Source organism: Micromonospora sp. WMMD1102, from assembly GCF_029626265.1.
Classification (GTDB): Bacteria; Actinomycetota; Actinomycetes; order Mycobacteriales; family Micromonosporaceae; genus Plantactinospora.
Window position 1 is genome coordinate 6,089,189 of sequence record NZ_JARUBN010000001.1, and the last position, 18,285, is coordinate 6,107,473.

The following is an 18,285-nucleotide window of genomic DNA, read 5'->3' on the forward strand; positions in this document are numbered from 1 at the left end:
GATCCGGACAACCGGGGAGGACGCCATGTGGAGCAGGCGCATCGTCGCGGTCCTGGCGGTGACGGCGGTGGTCGCCACCGGCCCGATTCCTCCGGCCGCCCGGGCGGGCGGGCCCGGCGAACCGATCCTGTCCGACTTCGACAACGACGGCACCGTCGACCGGGCGGTCCTCGGGGCCATCTACCCCAACCTCTGCTCGCTGATCATCCAGTACGGCACGTCCCCCGGCGTCTACCTGCCACCGGTCGCCTACGCCTACCAGCGTCCCGGCGGCGGCGAGCTGGGCACCGACTGTCCGGACATCGGCACGGCCTTCGACGCCGACGACGACCAGTTCAACGAACTCTGGCTGGCCTGGAGCGACTCGGTGCCGGCGAGCGTGCCGTACAACCGGATCGCCGTCGACCACGACTTCGACACGATCACCACGTTCACCTCGCCGCTGGCCAATCCCAGCTATCTGGGCGCCGAGGACTTCACCGGCAATGACGTCCGCTCGCCCTTCGCGGTCGGGCCGGGCGGGTACTACACAAGCATCCTGGTCGACGGCGTGGCCCAACTCGGGCCCGCCCGCTGGTGCTCGGCCGACAGCCCGGCCTTCACGCACACCGACTTCGACGTCAACGGGCGGACGGACGCCGTGCTGGCATACACCGACGGGTGCGTGGACCACGGCAACGGCGTGGTGGTGGTGTTCGCCGACGGCGAGACCTGGCAACTCGAACTCGACCCGACCGGCCAGACCAGCTGGCAGGCGCAGGCGCGCAACCTCGGCGGGGACCAGTATCCGGACGTGGAGACCCGGAACCTGCGAACCGGAGAGGTCAACTACTACCACTCGGCGGGTGACGGCACATTCGTCCGCGGCCCCGACGCGAACACCGACCGGATCACGTTGACCAGCGAAAAGCCCGTCGCGATCGACGTACTCGCCAACGACTACGTCGCGAGCACGGCTCGGGTGGTCGTCGTCACCCCGCCCCGGTACGGCACCATCCAGGTCCTCTCCGACCAGCGGATCCGCTACTCCCCCCGGGCGCAGCACGGCCGGACCGACCGGTTCAGCTACCAGGTGCGGCGCAACGGCCGGCGGAGTACCGCCACCGTCTACCTCACCTTCCCGGGCTGAGCCTCCGACGCCAGTCGGCCATACCTCGGTGACCTGCCGATATGCCATCCCGTCCACTGTCGGATCACGGTCAACATCGGTCGATATCACCAGAATGGGTCTAACGTCCCCGATACAGGGCTTGTCTGGCAGCCCCATCGAGGCACTACATAGGGGGAGCACTATGTGGAGCTCACTTCTCGCCGTCGCCGGCCTGGTTACCGCCGCCGACCGTACCCGTCGCACGGTCGCGCCGACCGCCGCGCCCAGCAGGTGAGGCGGCGGGGCCGAGACAGGCCGCGCCGCCGCCCCGCGACCGACTGACCGACTGACCGTCCACGTCGACGACGTACGAGGAGTGGCCATGTGGCGCAGACGTACCGCCATGACGCTGGTGATCGTGATCGTTGTCGCCGTCGGTGGCATCGCCGGGCCGACCCCCGGCCCGGTCTGGGCGGCCGGCCGCGGCGAACAGATCTTCGGCGACGTGAACGGCGACGGGTTCACCGACCGGGCCACCCTCGGACTGGTCCAGCCCGACCTCTGCTCGGTGATCGTGGAGTACGGCACCGCGTCCCGCGACTACCGGCTGCCGGTGGCCTTCGTCTACCTCCGGCCCGGCGGCTCCGGCATCGGCACCCGCTGTCCCGAGCTGGGCGTGGCCGTCGACCTGACCGGAGACCGGCGGGAGGAGCTGGTGGTGGCCTGGTTCCCGGGGCCACCGCCGACGGTGCCGTACCACCTGATGGCGTTGGACGGCGAGTTCCAGCCCTTCTACGGACTCGTCTCGGCGATCTTCGCGCCGTACTACGTCGGCACCGCCGACTTCGACGGCGACGGGCGCGAGGACGTCTACTCGGTGACCGACCAGGGACAGGGCATCGAGACGTACCTGAACCGGGGTGACGGCACACTTGTGCACGGCCCCGAGCAGTGGTGTGCCCGCCCGCTCGGCTACGACCTGCGGGACTTCGACCTCGACGGGGCGACCGACCTGGTGAACAGCTACATCGAGCGCTGCCGGTCGACGACCGTGGTCAGCGGCGTCGCGGTGGTGCTGGACGACGGCCGGGCCCAGGACCTGCAACACGACCCGGTCGGCCTGGAGACCTGGGACGCCCGGGTGGTCAACGCCAACGGCGACAACATCCCGGACATCCGCACGGTCTCCCGGTCGACAGGTGTCACCGAGTACTTCATCGGCACTCCGGGCGGGCAGTTCGTCCTGTCACCGAAGGCGAACACCGACTCCGTGCAGCTCACCGGCACCAAGGCGGTGACGATCGACGTACGCGCGAACGACCAGGCCAGTACGCAGGCCACGGTGACCATCACCGCCGCACCGCGATACGGCACCGTCCAGGTGATCAGCGGCGGCCGGATCGTCTACCGACCCCGGGCCAACCACGGCGTGACCGACCGGTTCACGTACCAGCTCACCGAGGGCGCCCGGCGCAGCAGCGCGGTGGTGTACCTCCGGTGGACCGGATAGCCCAGCCCACGGAGCGGGTTGGCAGGCCTGAGGAGGCGAACCCATGAGGGGAAGCCGGATCACCGCCGTCGCCATGGCGGCAGCCGTCACCACGGCCGGTTGGGTGACCGTCGCCGTCGCGGGCGGACCGGCGGAGCCCATCGTCGCCGACGTGAACGGGGACGGCCGCCCGGACCGGGTGGTGCTCGACGCCGTCACCGGCACCACCGCGACCACCTGCCGGGCGGTGGTGAGCCTGGGCCTGGCCGGCGGTGGCCTGGGCCCGGCCCAGCCGTACGCCTTCCTGACCCTGCCGGTGGACGAGCCCAACTGTCCGGACCTGGGGGTGGGGGTCAACCTCGACGCGGACCCGCCGGCCGAACTCGCGGTGGCCTGGTTCGCCGGCCCGCCGTCGACGGTGGCCAGCACCCTGCTGGCCCTCGACAACTTCCGGATCAGCCGCGGGTTCGACACCATCGTGCAACCCAGCTTCGTCGGCACCGCCGACTTCGACGGCGACGGCCGGCTGGACGTCTACGAGTGGACGGACCAGGGCGAAGGTTTCGCCAGTTACCTGAACCCCGGCACCGGCACGCTCGTCCCCGGTCCGGTGCGGCACTGCTCGGGGCCGCTCACCCACCGGCTCGCCGACTTCGACCGGGACGCCGCGATGGACGTGGTGATCGCGTACGTCGAGGGGTGCGGCGACTACTTCAGCGGGGTGGTGGTGATCCGGGACGACGGCACCCGGGTCGACCTGCACGCCGACGTGGAGGGGTTGGCGAGTTGGACCGTCGAGATCGGTGACGTCAACCGGGACGGCCTGGTCGACGTGACCACCTACAACCAGCTCACCGACGCGATCGCCACCTTCATCGGGCTCGGCAACGGCAACTTCGTCCGGGCTCCGGTGGCGATCCGGGACTATCCGACGGTCCGGGGGGACCGGGCGACCGGCATCCGGGTGCTGGCCAACGACTACGCCAGCACCCGGGCCAAGGTGACGATCTGGAGCGCGCCCCGGCACGGCACGGTAAAGGTCACCACCGACGGGACGATCATCTACACCCCGAACGAGGTGCACGGCCCGACCGACACGTTCGTCTACCGGCTGACCGAGGACGGCCGGACCAGCAACGCGGCCGTCAGCCTCAGGATCGTCGACTGAGTCGCCGGCACCGCCAGTACCACCGGAGGCACCCAATGCGGAGAAGAGCGATCGCGGCGCTTGCCGCCACGGCGGCGATCCCGCCGGTCCTGGCCTGGGCGTCGGCATCCGGGGCCGCACGCCCGAACGAGCCCTTCCTCGGCGACGTGGACGGGGACGGCGTGGTGGACCGGGTCCGGCTCGGCGTCGCACGGCCGGACTGCGCGGTCTGGGTGGAGGGTGGTCGGCCGGACGGCGGTTACCAGCCGGCACAGCGGTACACCTACCGGGCGCCGGGCGCCGGCCGGTCGGCCAGGTGCCCCGAACTCGGTGTCGCCGTCGACCTCGACCCCGGCCAGCCGACGGTTCCGGGTCGGGCCGAACTGGTGGTGGGCTGGTACGCCGGGCCGCCCGACCGGTCCGGCCAGGACCTGCTGGTACTGCGGAACTTCGCCGTGTCGGCCCGGATGCCGGCGCTCGACAGTCCCAACGAGATCGGACTGGCCGACTTCGACGGCGACCGGCGGCCGGACGTCTATCTCTGGACCGACCAGGGCGAGGGCTTCGCCACGTACCTGAACTCCGGCACCGGAACCCTCGTCCCCGGCCCGGTCAGGTTCTGTGCCGCCCGGGTCCAGCAGCGGCTTGCCGACTTCGACCGGGACGGGGCGATGGACGTGGCCATCGCCTATGCCGATCGGTGCGACGACGGGTCGGACGGGGTCGTGGTGGTACTCGACGCCGGCACCACGGTCGGGCTGCAGCGCGACCACCACGGGCGGGTCGGCTGGACCGTCGACGTGCTGAACGCCGACCGCGGCGGCACGTCCGACGTGCTCACGTACCGCCAGCCCACCGGTGAGCCGGGTACCTTCCTCGGCACCGGCGACGGGAGGTTCGTCAGCGCGCCACTGGCCGTCCCCGACACCGCCACGGTGCCGGTCGGCGGTTCCGTACACATCCCGTTGCTGGCCAACGACTGGTGCGGTCGACGGTGCCAGCTGACTGTCGTCGTGCCGCCCAGCTCCGGAAGCGTCGAGGTCTCCGGCAGCCATGCCGTCAGCTACCGTCCCGACGCGACGGTCGAGTCGACCGACCGGTTCGTCTACCGACTCGTGCAGGACGGCCGGACCAGCGAAGCCTCGGTGGTGGTACGGGTCGTCCTCTGAACGCCGGGCTACAGAAGCCATCGGGCAAATCATGTCAGATGCTGGTCAACCAGAACTATTAGGCATTTAGGCGATCTAATCTCCATCTGGACAGCCTGCCAAAATGGCTGGTCAGGGCCCGGGAGGCATCATGTGGTATCGGCGCATCACCTTCGTCGCCATCGCGGTCACCGCCGCCACCGTCGGTCTGGCCGCGCCGGCCGCCTGGGCCGGCTGGCAGCACGAGCCGATCGTCGCGGACGTGAACGGGGACGGCCGTGCCGACCGGAACACCCTCGGCACCCTGCCCGGCACCTCCGACTGCGCGGTCCGGGTCGAACTCGGCCGCCCCGGCGGCTACGGCCCGGCCCGGTCCTACCGCTACCTGACGGCGGCGCCGGACTGCCCCGACATGGGAGTCGGGCTCGACCTCGACGGCGACGCCGCGAACGAGCTGGCCGTCACCTGGTTCTCCGGGCCGCCGCCCGGGATCGACCACACCCTGCTGGTGCTCGACGACTTCGCGGTCTCGGCCGGCTTCGACACCATCACGCAGCCCAGCTACATCGGCACCGCCGACTTCGACGGGGACGGCCGGCAGGACATCTACCAGTGGGACGACCAGGGCAGCGGCTTCAGCACGTACCTCAACACCGGCGCCGGTGCGCTGGTCCCCGGCCCGGTGCGGTACTGCTCCGGCCGGCCGCAGTACCAGCTCGCCGACTTCGACGCCGACGGCGCGATGGACGTGACGATCGCGTACGTCGAGGGCTGCGGCGCGTACTTCACCGGCGTGGTCGTGGTGCTGGATGACGGTACCGTGGTGGATCTGCGGGGTGACGCCTACGGCGACGACTTCTGGACGGTCTCGGTGGCGGACGTGAACGACGACGGCTTTCCCGACGTGCTCACCACCAGCGACGTGACCGGGGCGCGAAACGTCTTCGTCGGCACCGGCACCGGCACCTTCCTCCCGGCCCCCACGGCGGTCCGGGACAACGCACAGGTGAGCGCGGTCCGGGCGACCGGCATCCGGGTGCTCGCCAACGACTTCGCCACCAGCGCGACCCGGGTCAGCATCGTCAGCCGGCCGGCGCACGGCACGGTGCAGGTCACCACCGGCGGTACGGTCGTCTACCGGCCGAACCCCGGCCACCAGGCCAGGTCCGACCGGTTCGTCTACCGGCTCACCGAGGCCGGCCGGACCAGCAACGCGGCGGTGAGCCTCCGGCTCACCCGCTGAGCCGTCAGCCCGCTGCCGTCCGCTGAGCCGTCAATCCGCTGCCGGGTCCCGGAAGCGGCGGCCGGCGGTGACCAACTGCTCCAGCAGGGGCGCCGGGGCGAGCCCCGGCTCCCGGGACTCGCGGTAGAGCGCCCGCTGGATCCGCAGCACCACCGCCGGGCCGACCGCGTCCAGCACGTCGAACGGGCCCGCAGGATAGCCGCAGCCGAGGGTCATCGCGTGGTCGATGTCGTCCGCCGACGCGTACGACGCCTCAAGCATCCGCACCGCGTCGTTCAGGTACGGGAAGAGCAGTGCGTTCACCACGAAGCCGGCCCGGTCCCCGCAGACCACCCCGGTCCGGCCCAGCCCGGCGCAGACCGTCCGGGCGGTGGCGACCGCCTCGGCCGAGGTGCGCACGGTCCGGACGATCTCCACAAGCGCGCCGGCCCGGGTCGGGTCGAGCAGGTGCAGCCCGACCACCTCGGCCGGCTGCCGGGCCGCCATCGCGACGTCGATCACCGGCAGCGTGCCGGTGGTGGTGGCGAGCAGCACCTCCGGCTTGCAGACCTCGGCCAGCTCGGCGAAGAGGGCCCGCTTGACCGCCAGTTCGTCGGCCACCGCCTCCACCACCAGGTCGGCGTCGGCCAGCCCGCCGAGCTGCTCCGGCGGGGTCACCAGCACGTCGTAGCCGGCCTGTCCGAAGAGGTCGCCGAGCCGGTCGGCCGGATCGCCGGTGCCGACAATCCCGATCCGGCGCACCGGTCGGCCGCCGTCCGCCGGTGCCGCCGCCGGGGTCCGCCCGTCGGGTACGACGGTTGCCGAACCGGGCCGTTCGTAGGCGTAGAAACCCTGGCCGGACTTGCGGCCGAGCAGTCCCGCCGTGACCATCTGGCGCAGCAGCGGCACCGGGGCGTGCCGCCGGTCCCGCCCACCCCGCCGGTACATGGTCTCCAGGATCTCGTAGGCCGTGTCCAGGCCGATCAGGTCCAGCAGGGTCAGCGGCCCCATCGGCAGCCCGGCGCCGAGCCGCATCGCGGTGTCGATCTCCTCGCGGGTGGCGTACCCCGACTCGACCATCGCGACCGCCTGGTTGAGGTACCCGAACAGCAGCGCGTTGGCGACGAAGCCGGCCCGGTCGGCGATGGTCACGCCGACCTTGCCCAGCCGGGCGCAGAGCGCCTGCACCGCGCCGACCGCCTCGGCCGAGGTGGTGACGGTCCGGACCACCTCGACCAGCTTCATCACCGGCGCCGGGTTGAAGAAGTGCATCCCGATCACCCGGTCCGGCCGGCCGGTCGCGACGGCGATCTCGGTGACGCTCAGCGAGGAGGTGTTGCTGGCCAGGATCGCGCCCGGCCGGCAGATCCGGTCCAGCTCGGCGAAGAGCCGTCGCTTGAGGTCGAGCCGCTCGGGTACCGCCTCGATCACCAGGTCGACCTCGGTCAGCGCGGGCAGCCCGACGGCGAAGGTGATCCGCTCGACGAGCGCGTCCCGGTCGGCGGCGCTCAGCCGGCCCCGGGCCACCGCCCGGTCGGTGGAGCGGGCCAGGGTGGCCCGGCCCCGGTCCAGCGCCTCGGCGGTGATCTCCACGGCCACCACCCGGAGGCCGCTGCGGGCGAAGACCTCCGCGATCCCGGCGCCCATGGTGCCCAACCCGACGACGCCGACGGTGTCGATGGTGCCGCCGGCACCGGTCGTTCCGGTGTCGATGGTGCCGCCGGCACCGGTCGTCTCGCCTGTCACCCCTGGCCTCCCACTGTGTCCGGGCCGCGAGCTGAACGGCCGCTAGGTCACCTGCGGCGAGTCTGCCACGGGCCGCCCGGACGCCTCGGCCGGGCCTGCGGGTGCCCCGGCCTACCGGTGGTCGAGCAGGTCGAGCTGGTCGAGCAGGTCGGACAGGGCGGCGGCGAACTCGACCGGACGTTCGAGGTTGGGCGAGTGGCCGCAGCCCGGGAAGACGATCTCGCGGTAGCTTCCGCCCGCCGCCGCGTACCGGTCCAACACCGCCCGGGTCTGCCCGACCATCGGCTGCGGCGGGCACGCCTGCACCCCCGGCCAGCCGGGCAGTACGCCGAGCGCGCCGAGCTGGGCAAGGTCGAAGAGGGAGGTGTCCGAGACGATCACGTCGGCGTCGCCGCGTACCCAGGTGATCGGCGGCTTGACCGGGACGGCCACCAGCTCGTCGGCGACCCGGAAGTGCTTCGGCGCCAGCGCGTTGAGTACGCCCCGGTCCCCCGGCGCCATCCCCGGCCAGTTGGCGCTCGGTGCCGTCGTGCCCGGATAGTTGTCGTCACCGGTGGCGGTGGAGAGCACCGAGTCGAGCAGCAGTTCCTCGTCGGCGCCGAGGCTGGCCGGGTCGGCGACGTACGCGCTGCGGAGTACCGCCCGTGGGCTGGTCCGCTCGTCGGCACTGCGGTCTCCGGCGGCCAGCCGGGCCACGAAGTCCCGGTTGCCCGTGCCGCCTCCGGTGCCGGCGAAGTCCGGGGTGGTCGGGGTGCCGTCCAACTCCCGGGTCCCGCCGAAGCCGTACGGCGACACCGGCGCCGCCAGCAGCAGCCCGGCCACCCGGTCGGGGCTGTCGACCAGCAGCCGCATCGCCACTCCGCCGCCCAGCGAGTGCCCGACCAGCACCGGCCGGGCGTTCGCCACCGGGAACAGGGCCGGTTCGTCGAGCAGCGCGGCGACGTCGTCGGCGAAGTCGCCGAGCCCGCGCGTCGCGTCCACCGGCGCCACCTCGGTGCCGCCGTAGCCGCGCAGGTCGGGGGCGACCAGCCGGAGGTGGGTCGGCAGCTGCCGGATGAGCGGCTGCCAGAAGTCGGCGGACGAGCAGTTGCCGTGGATCAGCACTACCGGTCGGCCGTCGGAGGGACCGGCCACCAGTACCCGCTGCCGGATGCCGTTCGCCGGAATCTCGTGTCGCCGGATCTCCATCGCAGCGATGATGCCAGCCGTCCGCCCGCGGCGACATGTGGCCGTCCGACACATCCCGGGGCCGGATCCTCCCCCGGCCCCACTCCTCCCGGCACCACTCCCCCAGGCGCGACGCGGGCGTTCGCCCGGCGACCGCGCCGTCGGGACGGGCCGGACCAGACCCGCTGTGCAGACTGTCGAGCTGCCCCGTCTGTGCTCCCGCCAACCACGCCCGCCCACCACGCGCGGCAACCGCGACCGCCAACCGCGCGACCGGTCACCGCGACCGCCAACCGCGCCCAACCACCGCAGCCGGCCACCGCGCGCCCGCCAACCGCGCCCGGCCACCGCAGCCGGCCACCGCGCGCCCGACCATCACGCCCGGCCAACCGCGCCCGCCAACCGCGCCCGCTTCGCTTCCGGCGGCGGAGCGCGGCCGGCCGGCCGGAGGATCTTCGGTGCCCCGTTCGTGCACCCAGCTCGACAGTCTGCCCAGCAGGTCATGCCGGCCGGCGAACGGCACGGGCCGCCGCTCGACGGGTCGGGTAGGTGGTCACTGGAAGGCCAGGTAGACCCAGGCCATCCCGGTGGCGAGGGCGACGCCGCCGCCGATCATCAGCAGGATCCGCCGGGAGCGCCGGCCGGCCGTACCCATCAGCTGGGTCGGCGCGGCGAGCGCGCCGGCCGCCTCCGACGGCGGGGATGCCGGTGCGGGTGGCGGTGCGGGTGGCGGTGCGGGTGGCGGCGGAAGCAGCGGCTTCAGCCCTCGGCTGAGGGTGCCCAACTGGTCGGTGGCGGCGGCACCAGGGTCGAAGAACCGCAGCTCCAGATTCCCGAGCCGGATCCGGTCGCCGTCGCAGAGCTCGGTGTGCCCGGCGAGCCGCTCGTCGTTGAGCCAGGTGCCGTTTGTCGACCCGCTGTCGGTCAGCAGTACCCGCCCGGCGGCGAGTTCGACGGTGGCGTGCCAGCGACTGACCAACGGATCGTCCAGCGGCACATCGGCGCCGTCGGACCGACCGATCCGGCGTACGCCGGGGCGCAGTCGAAAACTGGCCCCTCTCAGTGGTCCGCTGGTGACGGTCAGTATCGGCAACAGCTCCAGTTCGTCGGACATGGATTTCTCCATCCGGCTCCGCCCCACCGACGCGGCAACGTCGGCCCCGGGTCAGCTTCCCATCCGACCAGGTCCGGTTCCACGTCCTGGCGGTCCGAGTCGCGCTGGCCAGGAAGCGGATCCGGGCTCGCCGGTTCGGCCGAGAGGAGATCGGGACGCGGCGATCCGTATGGCTACCCGTGAGTAATCCTCGGGTCTAGACTTCCGCCATGACGACCGTGAACGCTCCCGGCGTACCCGAAATCTCCGACGGCGAGCTGGTCTCCACCAATCCGGCGACCGGGGAGCTGGCCGGGCGGTTTCCGGTCGCGGACGCCGAGGCGGTCGGCCGGGCCGTCGAACGGGCCAGGACCGCCGCGCAGTGGTGGGCCGACCTCGGCTTCGCCGGCCGGCGGAGCCGGCTGCTGCGCTGGCGGGCGCTGCTGGCCAACCGGATCACCGAACTCGCCGAACTGTCGCACCTGGAGACCGGCAAGCCGGTCGCCGACGCGGTGGTCGAGGCGGTGAGCGCGATCGACCACCTCGACTGGGCGGCCCGGAACGCCAAGCGGGTGCTCGGACCCCGCCGGATGCGGTCCCGGCTCGTGGTGGCCGAGTTCTCCGCCCGGCTCGAATACCGGCCCCTCGGCGTGGTCGGGATGATCGCGCCGTGGAACTATCCGGTACTGACCCCACTCGGCGCCTTCGGCTACGCGCTCGCCGCCGGGAACGCGGTGGTGCTCAAGCCCAGCGAGTACACCCCGGCGGTCGGGCAGTGGCTGGTCGACACGTTCGCCGAGATCGTGCCGGAGCAGCCGGTGTTGCAGGCGGTGCACGGGCTCGGTGAGGTGGGCGCCGCACTCTGCCGGTCCGGCGTGGACAAGATCGCGTTCACCGGCTCGACGCGTACCGCGAAGAAGGTGATGGCGGCCTGCGCCGAGACGCTCACCCCGCTGGTCGTCGAGGCGGGCGGCAAGGACGCCATGATCGTCGACGACGACGCCGACCTGGACGCCGCCGCCGAGGCGTGCGTCTGGGGCGCGCTGACGAACGCCGGGCAGACCTGCATCGGGATCGAGCGGGCCTACGTCACCGCACCCGTCTACGACGCCTTCGTCGACAAGGTGGTGACCAGGGCCAGCCGGCTCACCGTCGGGGCCGACGACACCGACCTCGGCCCGATCACCATGCCCGGCCAGATCGAGACGATCCGTCAGCACATCGAGGACGCCGTGGCGCGCGGCGGGCGGGCGGTACTCGGCGGGCCGGAGGCGGTACGGCCACCGTACGTACACCCGACGATCCTGCTCGACGTACCCGAGGATGCCGACGCGGTCCGCGAGGAGACCTTCGGGCCGACCCTCACCATCGCCCGGGTGGCCGACGCCGACGAAGCGCTGCGCCGCACCAACGCGGTCCGCTACGGCCTCGGCGGCTCGGTCTTCGGCCGGCGCCGGGCGGCCGAGATCGCCGGCCGGATCCGCTCCGGGATGACGGCGATCAACTCCACGCTGACCTTCGTCGGGATGCCGACACTCCCGTTCGGCGGAATCGGCGACTCCGGCTTCGGCCGGATCCACGGCGCGGACGGACTCCGCGAGTTCGCCCGCAGCAAGGCGGTGACGAGACGGCGGGCCCGCTCCGTGCTGCCGTCGATGACCTTCGAGCGGACTCCGGCCCAGGTGGAAAGGATCGTCAAAGCAGCCAAGATTATGTACGGACGGTGACTTCAAGCTGACCGATCGTAGGGACAAAAGGGCGACTAGGACATCCCTGGCCGCCTCCCGCATCGGTACCGTTCGGCCAATGGGGCTGCACGCGTTGCGATTCCGCCTGGTCGACAGCGAGAACTCCTGGGGCGGCCGACGGCGTGCGCGCCGGGCCGGCTGGCTCGCCGAGACCTTCCCGGACCTGGCCCAGATGTCCGTGATCGACCTCGGCGGACGGGTCGACACCTGGCAGCAGGCCCCGGTACGCCCCAAACACGTGCACGTGGTGAACCTCGAAGAGGTGCCGATCGACGTACCCGAGTGGGCGGAGGTGGACCGGGGCGACGCCTGCGCGCTGCCCCGGCCGATCGCCAACCGCCGCTACGACCTGGTCTTCTCCAACTCGGTGCTGGAACACGTCGGCGGGCACGAGCGCCGGCTGCGGTTCGCCGAGACGGTGCACGCGCTCTCCGACGCGCACTGGGTGCAGACGCCGTACCGGTACTTCCCGATCGAGCCGCACTGGATCGCCCCGGGGATGCAGTTCACCCCGGTCCGGGTGCGGATCGCGCTGGCCCGCCGCTGGCCACTGGCGCACACCCGGCCGGACTGCCGGGAGACGGCGACCCAGCAGGTGCTCTGGACCGAACTCGTGGACCGGTCGCAGATGCGGCACTACTTCCCGCACTCCCGGATCCGGGCCGAACGGCTGGCCGGGATGGTCAAGTCACTGATCGCGGTCCGCACCGGCACCGGCGACTACTGATCGCGGTCCGCACCGGCACCGGCGACCAGGGTGGCTCCGGTCGAGTCGTCCACCAGGGCCACCCGGACCCGGTCCGGCGCCACCTCCCCGGCCGGCACCGCGAAGACCGCCGTCGCCGGCCGGCCCTGGTAGCGGGCCGAGTAGCAGACCATCCGCCAGGACTCCTCCAGCCAGTGCTCCCGGACGTCCGAGGTGAGCAGCGCGGCGACCTGCCGGTACGCCGTACTGAGCTGGAGTTGCTGGACACTGGCCAGCAGCGGCACCCCGGCACCGTCGCGCAGCGGATGGGTGAGCCGGGCGCGGATCCGGCGCAGCGGCAGCAGCCAGTACCCGTCGAACTCCGGGGAGAGCGCGACGAGCAGGGCCGCCTCGGCCAGCAGCAGCCCGGTCGACGCGGCCGGGGCGGCGGCCAGCGCCGGCAGCCAGTACGTGCCACCGGCCGCGACGCCGAAGAGCCCGGCGAGCAACAGCAGGCCGGCCCAGGCGATGCCGCGCCCGGTGACCGGGGTGGCCCGGGCGCTCAGGCAGCCGCACGAGGCGGCGGGCGCGACGCGGCGGGCGTACCAGAGATAGCCGACGAAGCCGACGAAGCCGGCGGCCAGCGCGGCTGCGGCCGGCGGCTCGGCGACCGGGGCCGGCGGCAGCACCAGCAGGACGCCGAGCAGCAGTTCCGCCCCGCCGAGCACGCGGTAGGCCGGCACCGCCCGCCCGGCACTCAGCAGCCTGCCGAGCGCCGAGTTGCCGGCCAGTTCGGCCGCGTGCCGGTCGAACAACTTGACCCGGGCCGACCAGATCAGCACGACCCCGACCAGCAGGGACTGGAGCGCCGCCAACGACTGGAACATCTCACCCTCCTCTCTCGGAAGAGGTGTAAGGAAGGGCCCCCGCTACAACAAAAAGCGATATGCGGGGGCCCTTCCTTACACCTCAGTTGGCGGCGTAGACGGTGGCGATGCTGATCTCGTTGGTGTCGGGTGCCAGGCGCCGATCACCTGGACGTGCCCGCCGACCTTCAGCAGCGAGACGTCGGAGATGGCCGGGGTGCCGTTGTAGACCGCCGCGGTGGTGCCGGGTACGACGTGCCCGATCAGCCGCCGGCCGTGGTGGTCGAGGTGCAGCACGTTGCGGCCGACCGAGGCGATGTGCGCGGTCAGGTTGACGATGTTGGCCCAGAGCGAGTCGGCGGCGAGGGTGCCGTCGGGGAGCCGGACGCCCGGACGTACATGCCGTCGCCCTGGCAGAAATCCCCGGAGTCAATCGATGTAACTGAAAGTTTCTTCAGTGCGGGCGCATGAAACCGCCCGGGGTCACCCCACCGGGGAGAGAATCAGAAGAGGGTCAGCTCGTCGCGCTCGATGCCGCGCAGCCGGTCGTAGTTCACCACCACGCAACGGATGCCCCGGTCGGTGGCGAGCACCCGGGCCTGCGGCTTGATCTCCTGGGCCGCGAAGACCCCGCTGACCGGTGCGAGCAGCGGATCGCGGTTGAGCAGCTCCAGATAGCGGGTGAGCTGTTCCACCCCGTCGATCTCGCCGCGCCGCTTCACCTCGACCGCCACGGCGGCACCGGCGGCGTCCCGGCAGAGCAGGTCGACCGGGCCGATCGCCGTCATGTACTCCCGGCGGACCAGCGTGAACCCCTCGCCCAGCTCGGTCGGGGTGGCGGCGAGCAACTCCTGCAGGTGCGCCTCCACACCGTCCTTACGCAAACCCGGGTCCACACCCAGCTCGTAGGAGGTGTCCTGGAAGATCTCCTCCAGGGTGATCCGCAGCTCCTCGCCGGCCTTGTTGACCACCCGCCACACCCCGGGGGCCTCCTCCAGCCGGCACGGCGGGCTCATCCAGTTCAGCGGCTTGTACGCCCGGTCGTCGGCGTGGATCGAGACCGACCCGTCCGCCTTCACCATAAGCAGCCTGGTCGCCAGCGGCAGGTGTGCCGAGAGCCGTCCGACGTAGTCCACGGAGCACCGCGCAATCACCAACCGCACCCGACGAGGGTAGCGGAGCGCCCCGGTCCCGCTGGCCGCGCCGTCCTGGCGAGTCGATGCCATCCTGGTAGGCGTGCTGGAAGCCCTCACCGGAACCGGTCTCGCCGCATCGGCCGGTCTCAACGCGTACATCCCGCTGCTCACCATGGGACTGCTCGCCCGGTACACCGACGTGGTGAACCTGCCCAGCGGCTGGCAGTGGATCTCCAACGGCTGGGTGCTGGCCATCCTGGTGGTGCTGCTCGCCGTCGAAACGGTGGCCGACAAGGTGCCGGTGGTCGACCACGTCAACGACGTGGTGCAGACAGTGGTCCGGCCGACCGCCGGTGGACTCGCCTTCGGCGCGGGTTCCGGCGCGGAGACGGTCACGGTCAGCGATCCCGGCCAGTTCTTCGGCTCGCACGAGTGGGTGCCGGTGGTGGTCGGGGTGCTGATCGCGCTCGGCGTACACGGCCTCAAGGCGGCCGCCCGGCCGGTGATCAACGCCGGTACGGCCGGCTTCGGCGCCCCGGTGGCGAGCACCGCCGAGGACGCCACGAGCGTGGTCTTCTCGCTCTCGGCGATCCTGCTGCCGGTGCTGGTCCTGCTCTTCCTGCTGGTCGTGCCGCTCTTCGCGTTCTGGGTGGTACGCCGCCGCCGGCGCCGCCGGGCGGCACGCCGGGCGGCCCGGGTCGCCGCGCGGGAGGAGACGACGGCGGACTACGACTACCACCGATGACGACGGATCACTGACGGCGGGGGTCACCGGGGCGCGGCCGGACTGGCATCCTCGACCGGGTGTTCACGAAGTTCTTTCGGGTGTCGGCTGTCGTCGGCTCCGCCGCCGCACTGCTCGGCGCCCTCGTCCTGGTGGTGACCGTGGTCCGCGACGGCACCGGCTCGACGAAGTCGGCCCCCCGGTTCGACCCGGTCCGGGCCGCCGACGCGGCGGCCGGCGGCACACCGGGCGGGCCGCCGTCGGCCACCGCCGCTCCGGCGACGTCCGGCCCGGCCACCCCGGCGCCGTCGACCGAGGCACCCGCACCCCGGTCGTCGGGCGGCGGCGCGCTTCCCGGCGCCATCCGACCCGGCAGCCGCCCACCGGTGGTCGACCACGGCCCCCGCACCGGCAACCTGGTGGCACTCACCTTCGACGCCGACATGACCGACGCGATGCTGCGCAACCTGCGGGACGGCCGGGCCCGCTCGTACGCCAACCTGCGGATCGTGGAGCTGCTGGAGCGGCGACGGGTGCCGGCGACGTTCTTCCTGACCGGCAAGTGGGTGCAGCGCTATCCGGAGCTGACCCGACGGCTCGCCGGCAACCCGCGCTTCGAGCTGGCCAACCACACGTACGGGCACCTGGCCTTCACCCCGGACTGCTACGGCCTGCCCCGGCTGCCGCCCGGCCGGATGACCGAGGACGTCGCGCGGACGTTCCGGCTGATCGAGCCGTACGGCGGCCGGCAGACCAGGTACTTCCGGTTTCCCGGGCTCTGTCACGACGCCGCCGCGCTGGCCGCGCTCGCCCCGCTCGGCGTGACGGTGGTCGACGGGGACGTGGTCAGCGGCGACCCGTTCGCCGGAGCCTGGCGGCCGATCGTCAAGGCGGTGCTGTCGCAGGTGAGGCCCGGTTCGGTGGTCGTGTTGCACGTCACCGAGGAGAACGCGGCGATGACCGACGAGGCGCTGCCGCACATCCTGGCCGGGCTGCGGGACCGGGGGCTGCGCCCGGCGACGCTGTCGGAGGTACTTTCCGGCGGGTGATCCGGCCGACCCGGTGACCGGCACGGCCGCTCCGTCGCGCATAGTTGAGCCATGGCAGAGCAGCTCGCGATCTCCGTGCGGGGGTTGCACAAGGCGTACGGCGGGACGGCCGCCGTGGACGGGGTCGACCTGGCGGTGTCCCGGGGCGAGGTCTTCGCGCTGCTCGGCCCGAACGGCGCCGGCAAGACCACCACGGTGGAGATCCTGGAGGGCTACCGGCGCCGGGACGCGGGCGAGGTCAGCGTGCTCGGCGTCGACCCGGACCACGCGGACGGCGGGTGGCGGTCCCGGGTCGGCATCGTGCTCCAGGGCACCGGCGAGTTCGACGACCTGAGCGTGGCCGAGGTGGTGCACCACTTCGCCGGCTTCTATCCCGACCCCGACGACCCGGACAAGGTGATCGAACGGGTCGGGCTGGCCGGCAAGGCGAGGGCGCGTACGCACACCCTCTCCGGCGGTCAGAAGCGCCGGCTGGACGTGGCGCTCGGCATCGTCGGCCGGCCCGAGCTGCTCTTCCTGGACGAGCCGACCACCGGGTTCGACCCGGAGGCCCGCCGGGAGTTCTGGGAGCTGATCCGGGACCTGGCCGCCGCGGGCACCACGATCGTGCTCACCACGCACTACCTGGACGAGGCGGAGGCGCTGGCCGACCGGGTCGCGGTGATCAGCGGCGGGCGGCTGGTCGAGGTGGCCGCCCCGGCCCGGCTGGGCAACCGGGCCGAGGCGCTGGCGACGGTCTCCTGGCGTACCCCGGCCGGCGACGTGGAACGGGTCGAGAGCGCGACGCCGACGGCGCTGGTCGCCGAGCTGGCCGCGCGGTTCGGCGGCGAGGTGCCGGGCCTGACGGTGACCCGGCCCACCCTGGAGGACGTCTACCTACGGATGATCGGGCATCGATGAGCACCTCGACGACCGCACCGGAGACCGCCGGGCACCGGCCGGCGTCCGCACCGGCCCGCCGGGTCGGGCCGGTCGCGCTCGGCCTGCGGCAGGGTCGCCTGGAGGTACGCCAGTTCCTGCGCAGCCGGGAGTCCGTGGTCTTCACCATGCTCTTCCCGGTGATCATGATCCTGATCTTCGCGTCGATCTTCAAGGGCGAGATCGGCGGCGGGGCCCGGTTCACGCAGTACTTCATCACCGGCATGATCGCGACCGGCCTGATGACTGTCGGCTTCCAGAGCCTCGCCATCCAGATCCCGATCGAGCGGGACCGGGGCGTGCTGAAGCGACTGCGCGGCACCCCGATGCCGAAGTGGGTGTACTTCGTCGGCAAGATCATCATGGTCGCCGTGGTGGGCGTGGCCGAGACCGTGCTGCTGCTGGCCGTCGCCGCGCTGCTCTTCGACCTCACCCTGCCGCAGACCGCCGGCGCCTGGCTCACCCTGCTCTGGGTCTCGGTACTCGGCATCACCGCCTGCACCCTCTGCGGTATCGCCTTCTCCTCGCTGCCCCGCACCGGACGCGGCGCGTCGGCGACGGTGACCCCGGTGGCGCTGGTCCTCCAGTTCATCTCCGGGGTCTTCATCGTCTTCACCCAGCTGCCGAGTTGGATGCAGCAGATCGCGGCGATCTTTCCGCTGAAGTGGATGTGCCAGGGGTTGCGTTCGGTCTTCCTGCCCGAGTCGTTCGGCGCTCAGGAGCCGGCCGGTTCGTTCGAACTGGGCCGGGTCGCCCTGGTCCTCGCCGCCTGGTGCGTCATCGGCCTGCTGCTCTGCCTGACCACCTTCCGCTGGACCAGCCGCCGCGACGGCTGACCCCGACCAGCCCGGCGATCGGCTGTCGCCGCACAGGCCGGGCCGTGCGGTCGGCGCGACGCGGTCGGCGCGACGCGGTCGGCGCGACGCGGTGCGAGGGCGGTCGGCGCGGACGAAGGCCGCCCGTGGCCACCACTCCTGCCGCGGGACTACTCCCTTTTCCTAGACTGTCGAGCTGGGCGCACCGACGGGGCGCGACATTTCCGGACATTGCCCCGCCC

At 72.3% G+C, this 18,285-nt stretch carries 17 protein-coding genes; 11 read left to right on the forward strand and 6 right to left on the reverse strand.

What is annotated here, in order from left to right:
* Nucleotides 1-25: 25 nt before the first annotated feature.
* The 5 genes from O7626_RS27295 to O7626_RS27315 all read left to right on the forward strand — a co-directional run bounded on the left by O7626_RS27295 (nt 26) and on the right by O7626_RS27315 (nt 6,117).
* The gene (locus O7626_RS27295) at nt 26-1,129 is read left to right on the forward strand and encodes an Ig-like domain-containing protein (protein ID WP_278063942.1); all 1,104 of its coding nucleotides are present in this window, start codon (nt 26-28) and stop codon (nt 1,127-1,129) included.
* A gap of 343 nt (nt 1,130-1,472) precedes the next feature.
* Nucleotides 1,473-2,600 carry an FG-GAP-like repeat-containing protein gene (locus tag O7626_RS27300; RefSeq protein ID WP_278063943.1) on the forward strand — a complete coding sequence of 376 codons (1,128 nt, stop codon included), beginning with the start codon at nt 1,473-1,475 and terminating at the stop codon, nt 2,598-2,600.
* Nucleotides 2,601-2,643: 43 nt separating this feature from the next.
* Nucleotides 2,644-3,747 carry an FG-GAP-like repeat-containing protein gene (locus O7626_RS27305; protein WP_278063944.1) on the forward strand — a complete coding sequence of 368 codons (1,104 nt, stop codon included), beginning with the start codon at nt 2,644-2,646 and terminating at the stop codon, nt 3,745-3,747.
* 35 nt (nt 3,748-3,782) lie between these two features.
* Nucleotides 3,783-4,895 (forward strand): VCBS repeat-containing protein, encoded by a 1,113-nt coding sequence (locus O7626_RS27310; protein WP_278063945.1) that lies wholly within the window; start codon nt 3,783-3,785, stop codon nt 4,893-4,895.
* Nucleotides 4,896-5,025: 130 nt separating this feature from the next.
* On the forward strand, nt 5,026-6,117 hold the full coding sequence (locus O7626_RS27315; protein ID WP_278063946.1) for an FG-GAP-like repeat-containing protein: 1,092 nt from the start codon (nt 5,026-5,028) through the stop codon (nt 6,115-6,117).
* Between the two features lie 30 nt (nt 6,118-6,147).
* Here the strand turns inward: O7626_RS27315 and O7626_RS27320 are convergent, their stop codons facing one another.
* The 3 genes from O7626_RS27320 to O7626_RS27330 form a co-directional block, all read right to left on the reverse strand.
* The gene (locus O7626_RS27320; RefSeq protein WP_278066333.1) at nt 6,148-7,776 is read right to left on the reverse strand and encodes a 3-hydroxybutyryl-CoA dehydrogenase; all 1,629 of its coding nucleotides are present in this window, start codon (nt 7,774-7,776) and stop codon (nt 6,148-6,150) included.
* A 177-nt stretch (nt 7,777-7,953) separates the two neighbouring features.
* Nucleotides 7,954-9,030 (reverse strand): alpha/beta hydrolase, encoded by a 1,077-nt coding sequence (locus O7626_RS27325; RefSeq protein WP_278063947.1) that lies wholly within the window; start codon nt 9,028-9,030, stop codon nt 7,954-7,956.
* A gap of 532 nt (nt 9,031-9,562) precedes the next feature.
* A complete protein-coding gene (locus O7626_RS27330; RefSeq protein WP_278063948.1) occupies nt 9,563-10,123 on the reverse strand; it encodes an FHA domain-containing protein in 561 nt (186 codons plus the stop codon).
* A 209-nt stretch (nt 10,124-10,332) separates the two neighbouring features.
* On the opposite strand from O7626_RS27330, the gene O7626_RS27335 reads away from it, so the two are divergent.
* Nucleotides 10,333-11,829, forward strand: coding sequence for an aldehyde dehydrogenase family protein (locus O7626_RS27335; protein ID WP_278063949.1), 1,497 nt, complete (start codon nt 10,333-10,335; stop codon nt 11,827-11,829).
* 79 nt (nt 11,830-11,908) lie between these two features.
* Complete coding sequence (locus O7626_RS27340; protein ID WP_278063950.1) at nt 11,909-12,577, forward strand: class I SAM-dependent methyltransferase; 669 nt, start codon at nt 11,909-11,911, stop codon at nt 12,575-12,577.
* Here O7626_RS27340 and O7626_RS27345 read toward each other — a convergent pair.
* From O7626_RS27345 to nucS, 3 genes are all read right to left on the reverse strand, one after another.
* On the reverse strand, nt 12,571-13,422 hold the full coding sequence (locus tag O7626_RS27345) for a MauE/DoxX family redox-associated membrane protein (RefSeq protein ID WP_278063951.1): 852 nt from the start codon (nt 13,420-13,422) through the stop codon (nt 12,571-12,573). The genes O7626_RS27340 and O7626_RS27345 overlap by 7 nt on opposite strands.
* 75 nt (nt 13,423-13,497) lie before the next feature.
* On the reverse strand, nt 13,498-13,698 hold the full coding sequence (locus tag O7626_RS27350; RefSeq protein ID WP_278063952.1) for a hypothetical protein: 201 nt from the start codon (nt 13,696-13,698) through the stop codon (nt 13,498-13,500).
* Between the two features lie 206 nt (nt 13,699-13,904).
* Nucleotides 13,905-14,564, reverse strand: a complete 660-nt coding sequence (gene nucS, locus O7626_RS27355) for an endonuclease NucS (protein WP_278063953.1) — start codon at nt 14,562-14,564, stop codon at nt 13,905-13,907.
* Nucleotides 14,565-14,637: 73 nt separating this feature from the next.
* Here nucS and O7626_RS27360 point away from each other — a divergent pair, with 73 nt between their 5' ends.
* Genes O7626_RS27360 through O7626_RS27375 form a run of 4 tightly spaced genes read left to right on the forward strand, consistent with a single transcriptional unit; the run spans nt 14,638 to nt 18,064 of the window.
* Nucleotides 14,638-15,282, forward strand: coding sequence for a DUF4126 domain-containing protein (locus O7626_RS27360; protein WP_278063954.1), 645 nt, complete (start codon nt 14,638-14,640; stop codon nt 15,280-15,282).
* Between the two features lie 59 nt (nt 15,283-15,341).
* A complete protein-coding gene (locus tag O7626_RS27365; RefSeq protein WP_278063955.1) occupies nt 15,342-16,310 on the forward strand; it encodes a polysaccharide deacetylase family protein in 969 nt (322 codons plus the stop codon).
* A 51-nt stretch (nt 16,311-16,361) separates the two neighbouring features.
* The gene (locus tag O7626_RS27370) at nt 16,362-17,210 is read left to right on the forward strand and encodes an ABC transporter ATP-binding protein (protein WP_278063956.1); all 849 of its coding nucleotides are present in this window, start codon (nt 16,362-16,364) and stop codon (nt 17,208-17,210) included.
* Entirely contained in the window at nt 17,207-18,064 is an 858-nt protein-coding gene (locus O7626_RS27375; RefSeq protein WP_278063957.1) for an ABC transporter permease, read from the forward strand. The genes O7626_RS27370 and O7626_RS27375 overlap by 4 nt, the downstream gene beginning before the upstream one ends.
* Nucleotides 18,065-18,285: the final 221 nt, after the last annotated feature.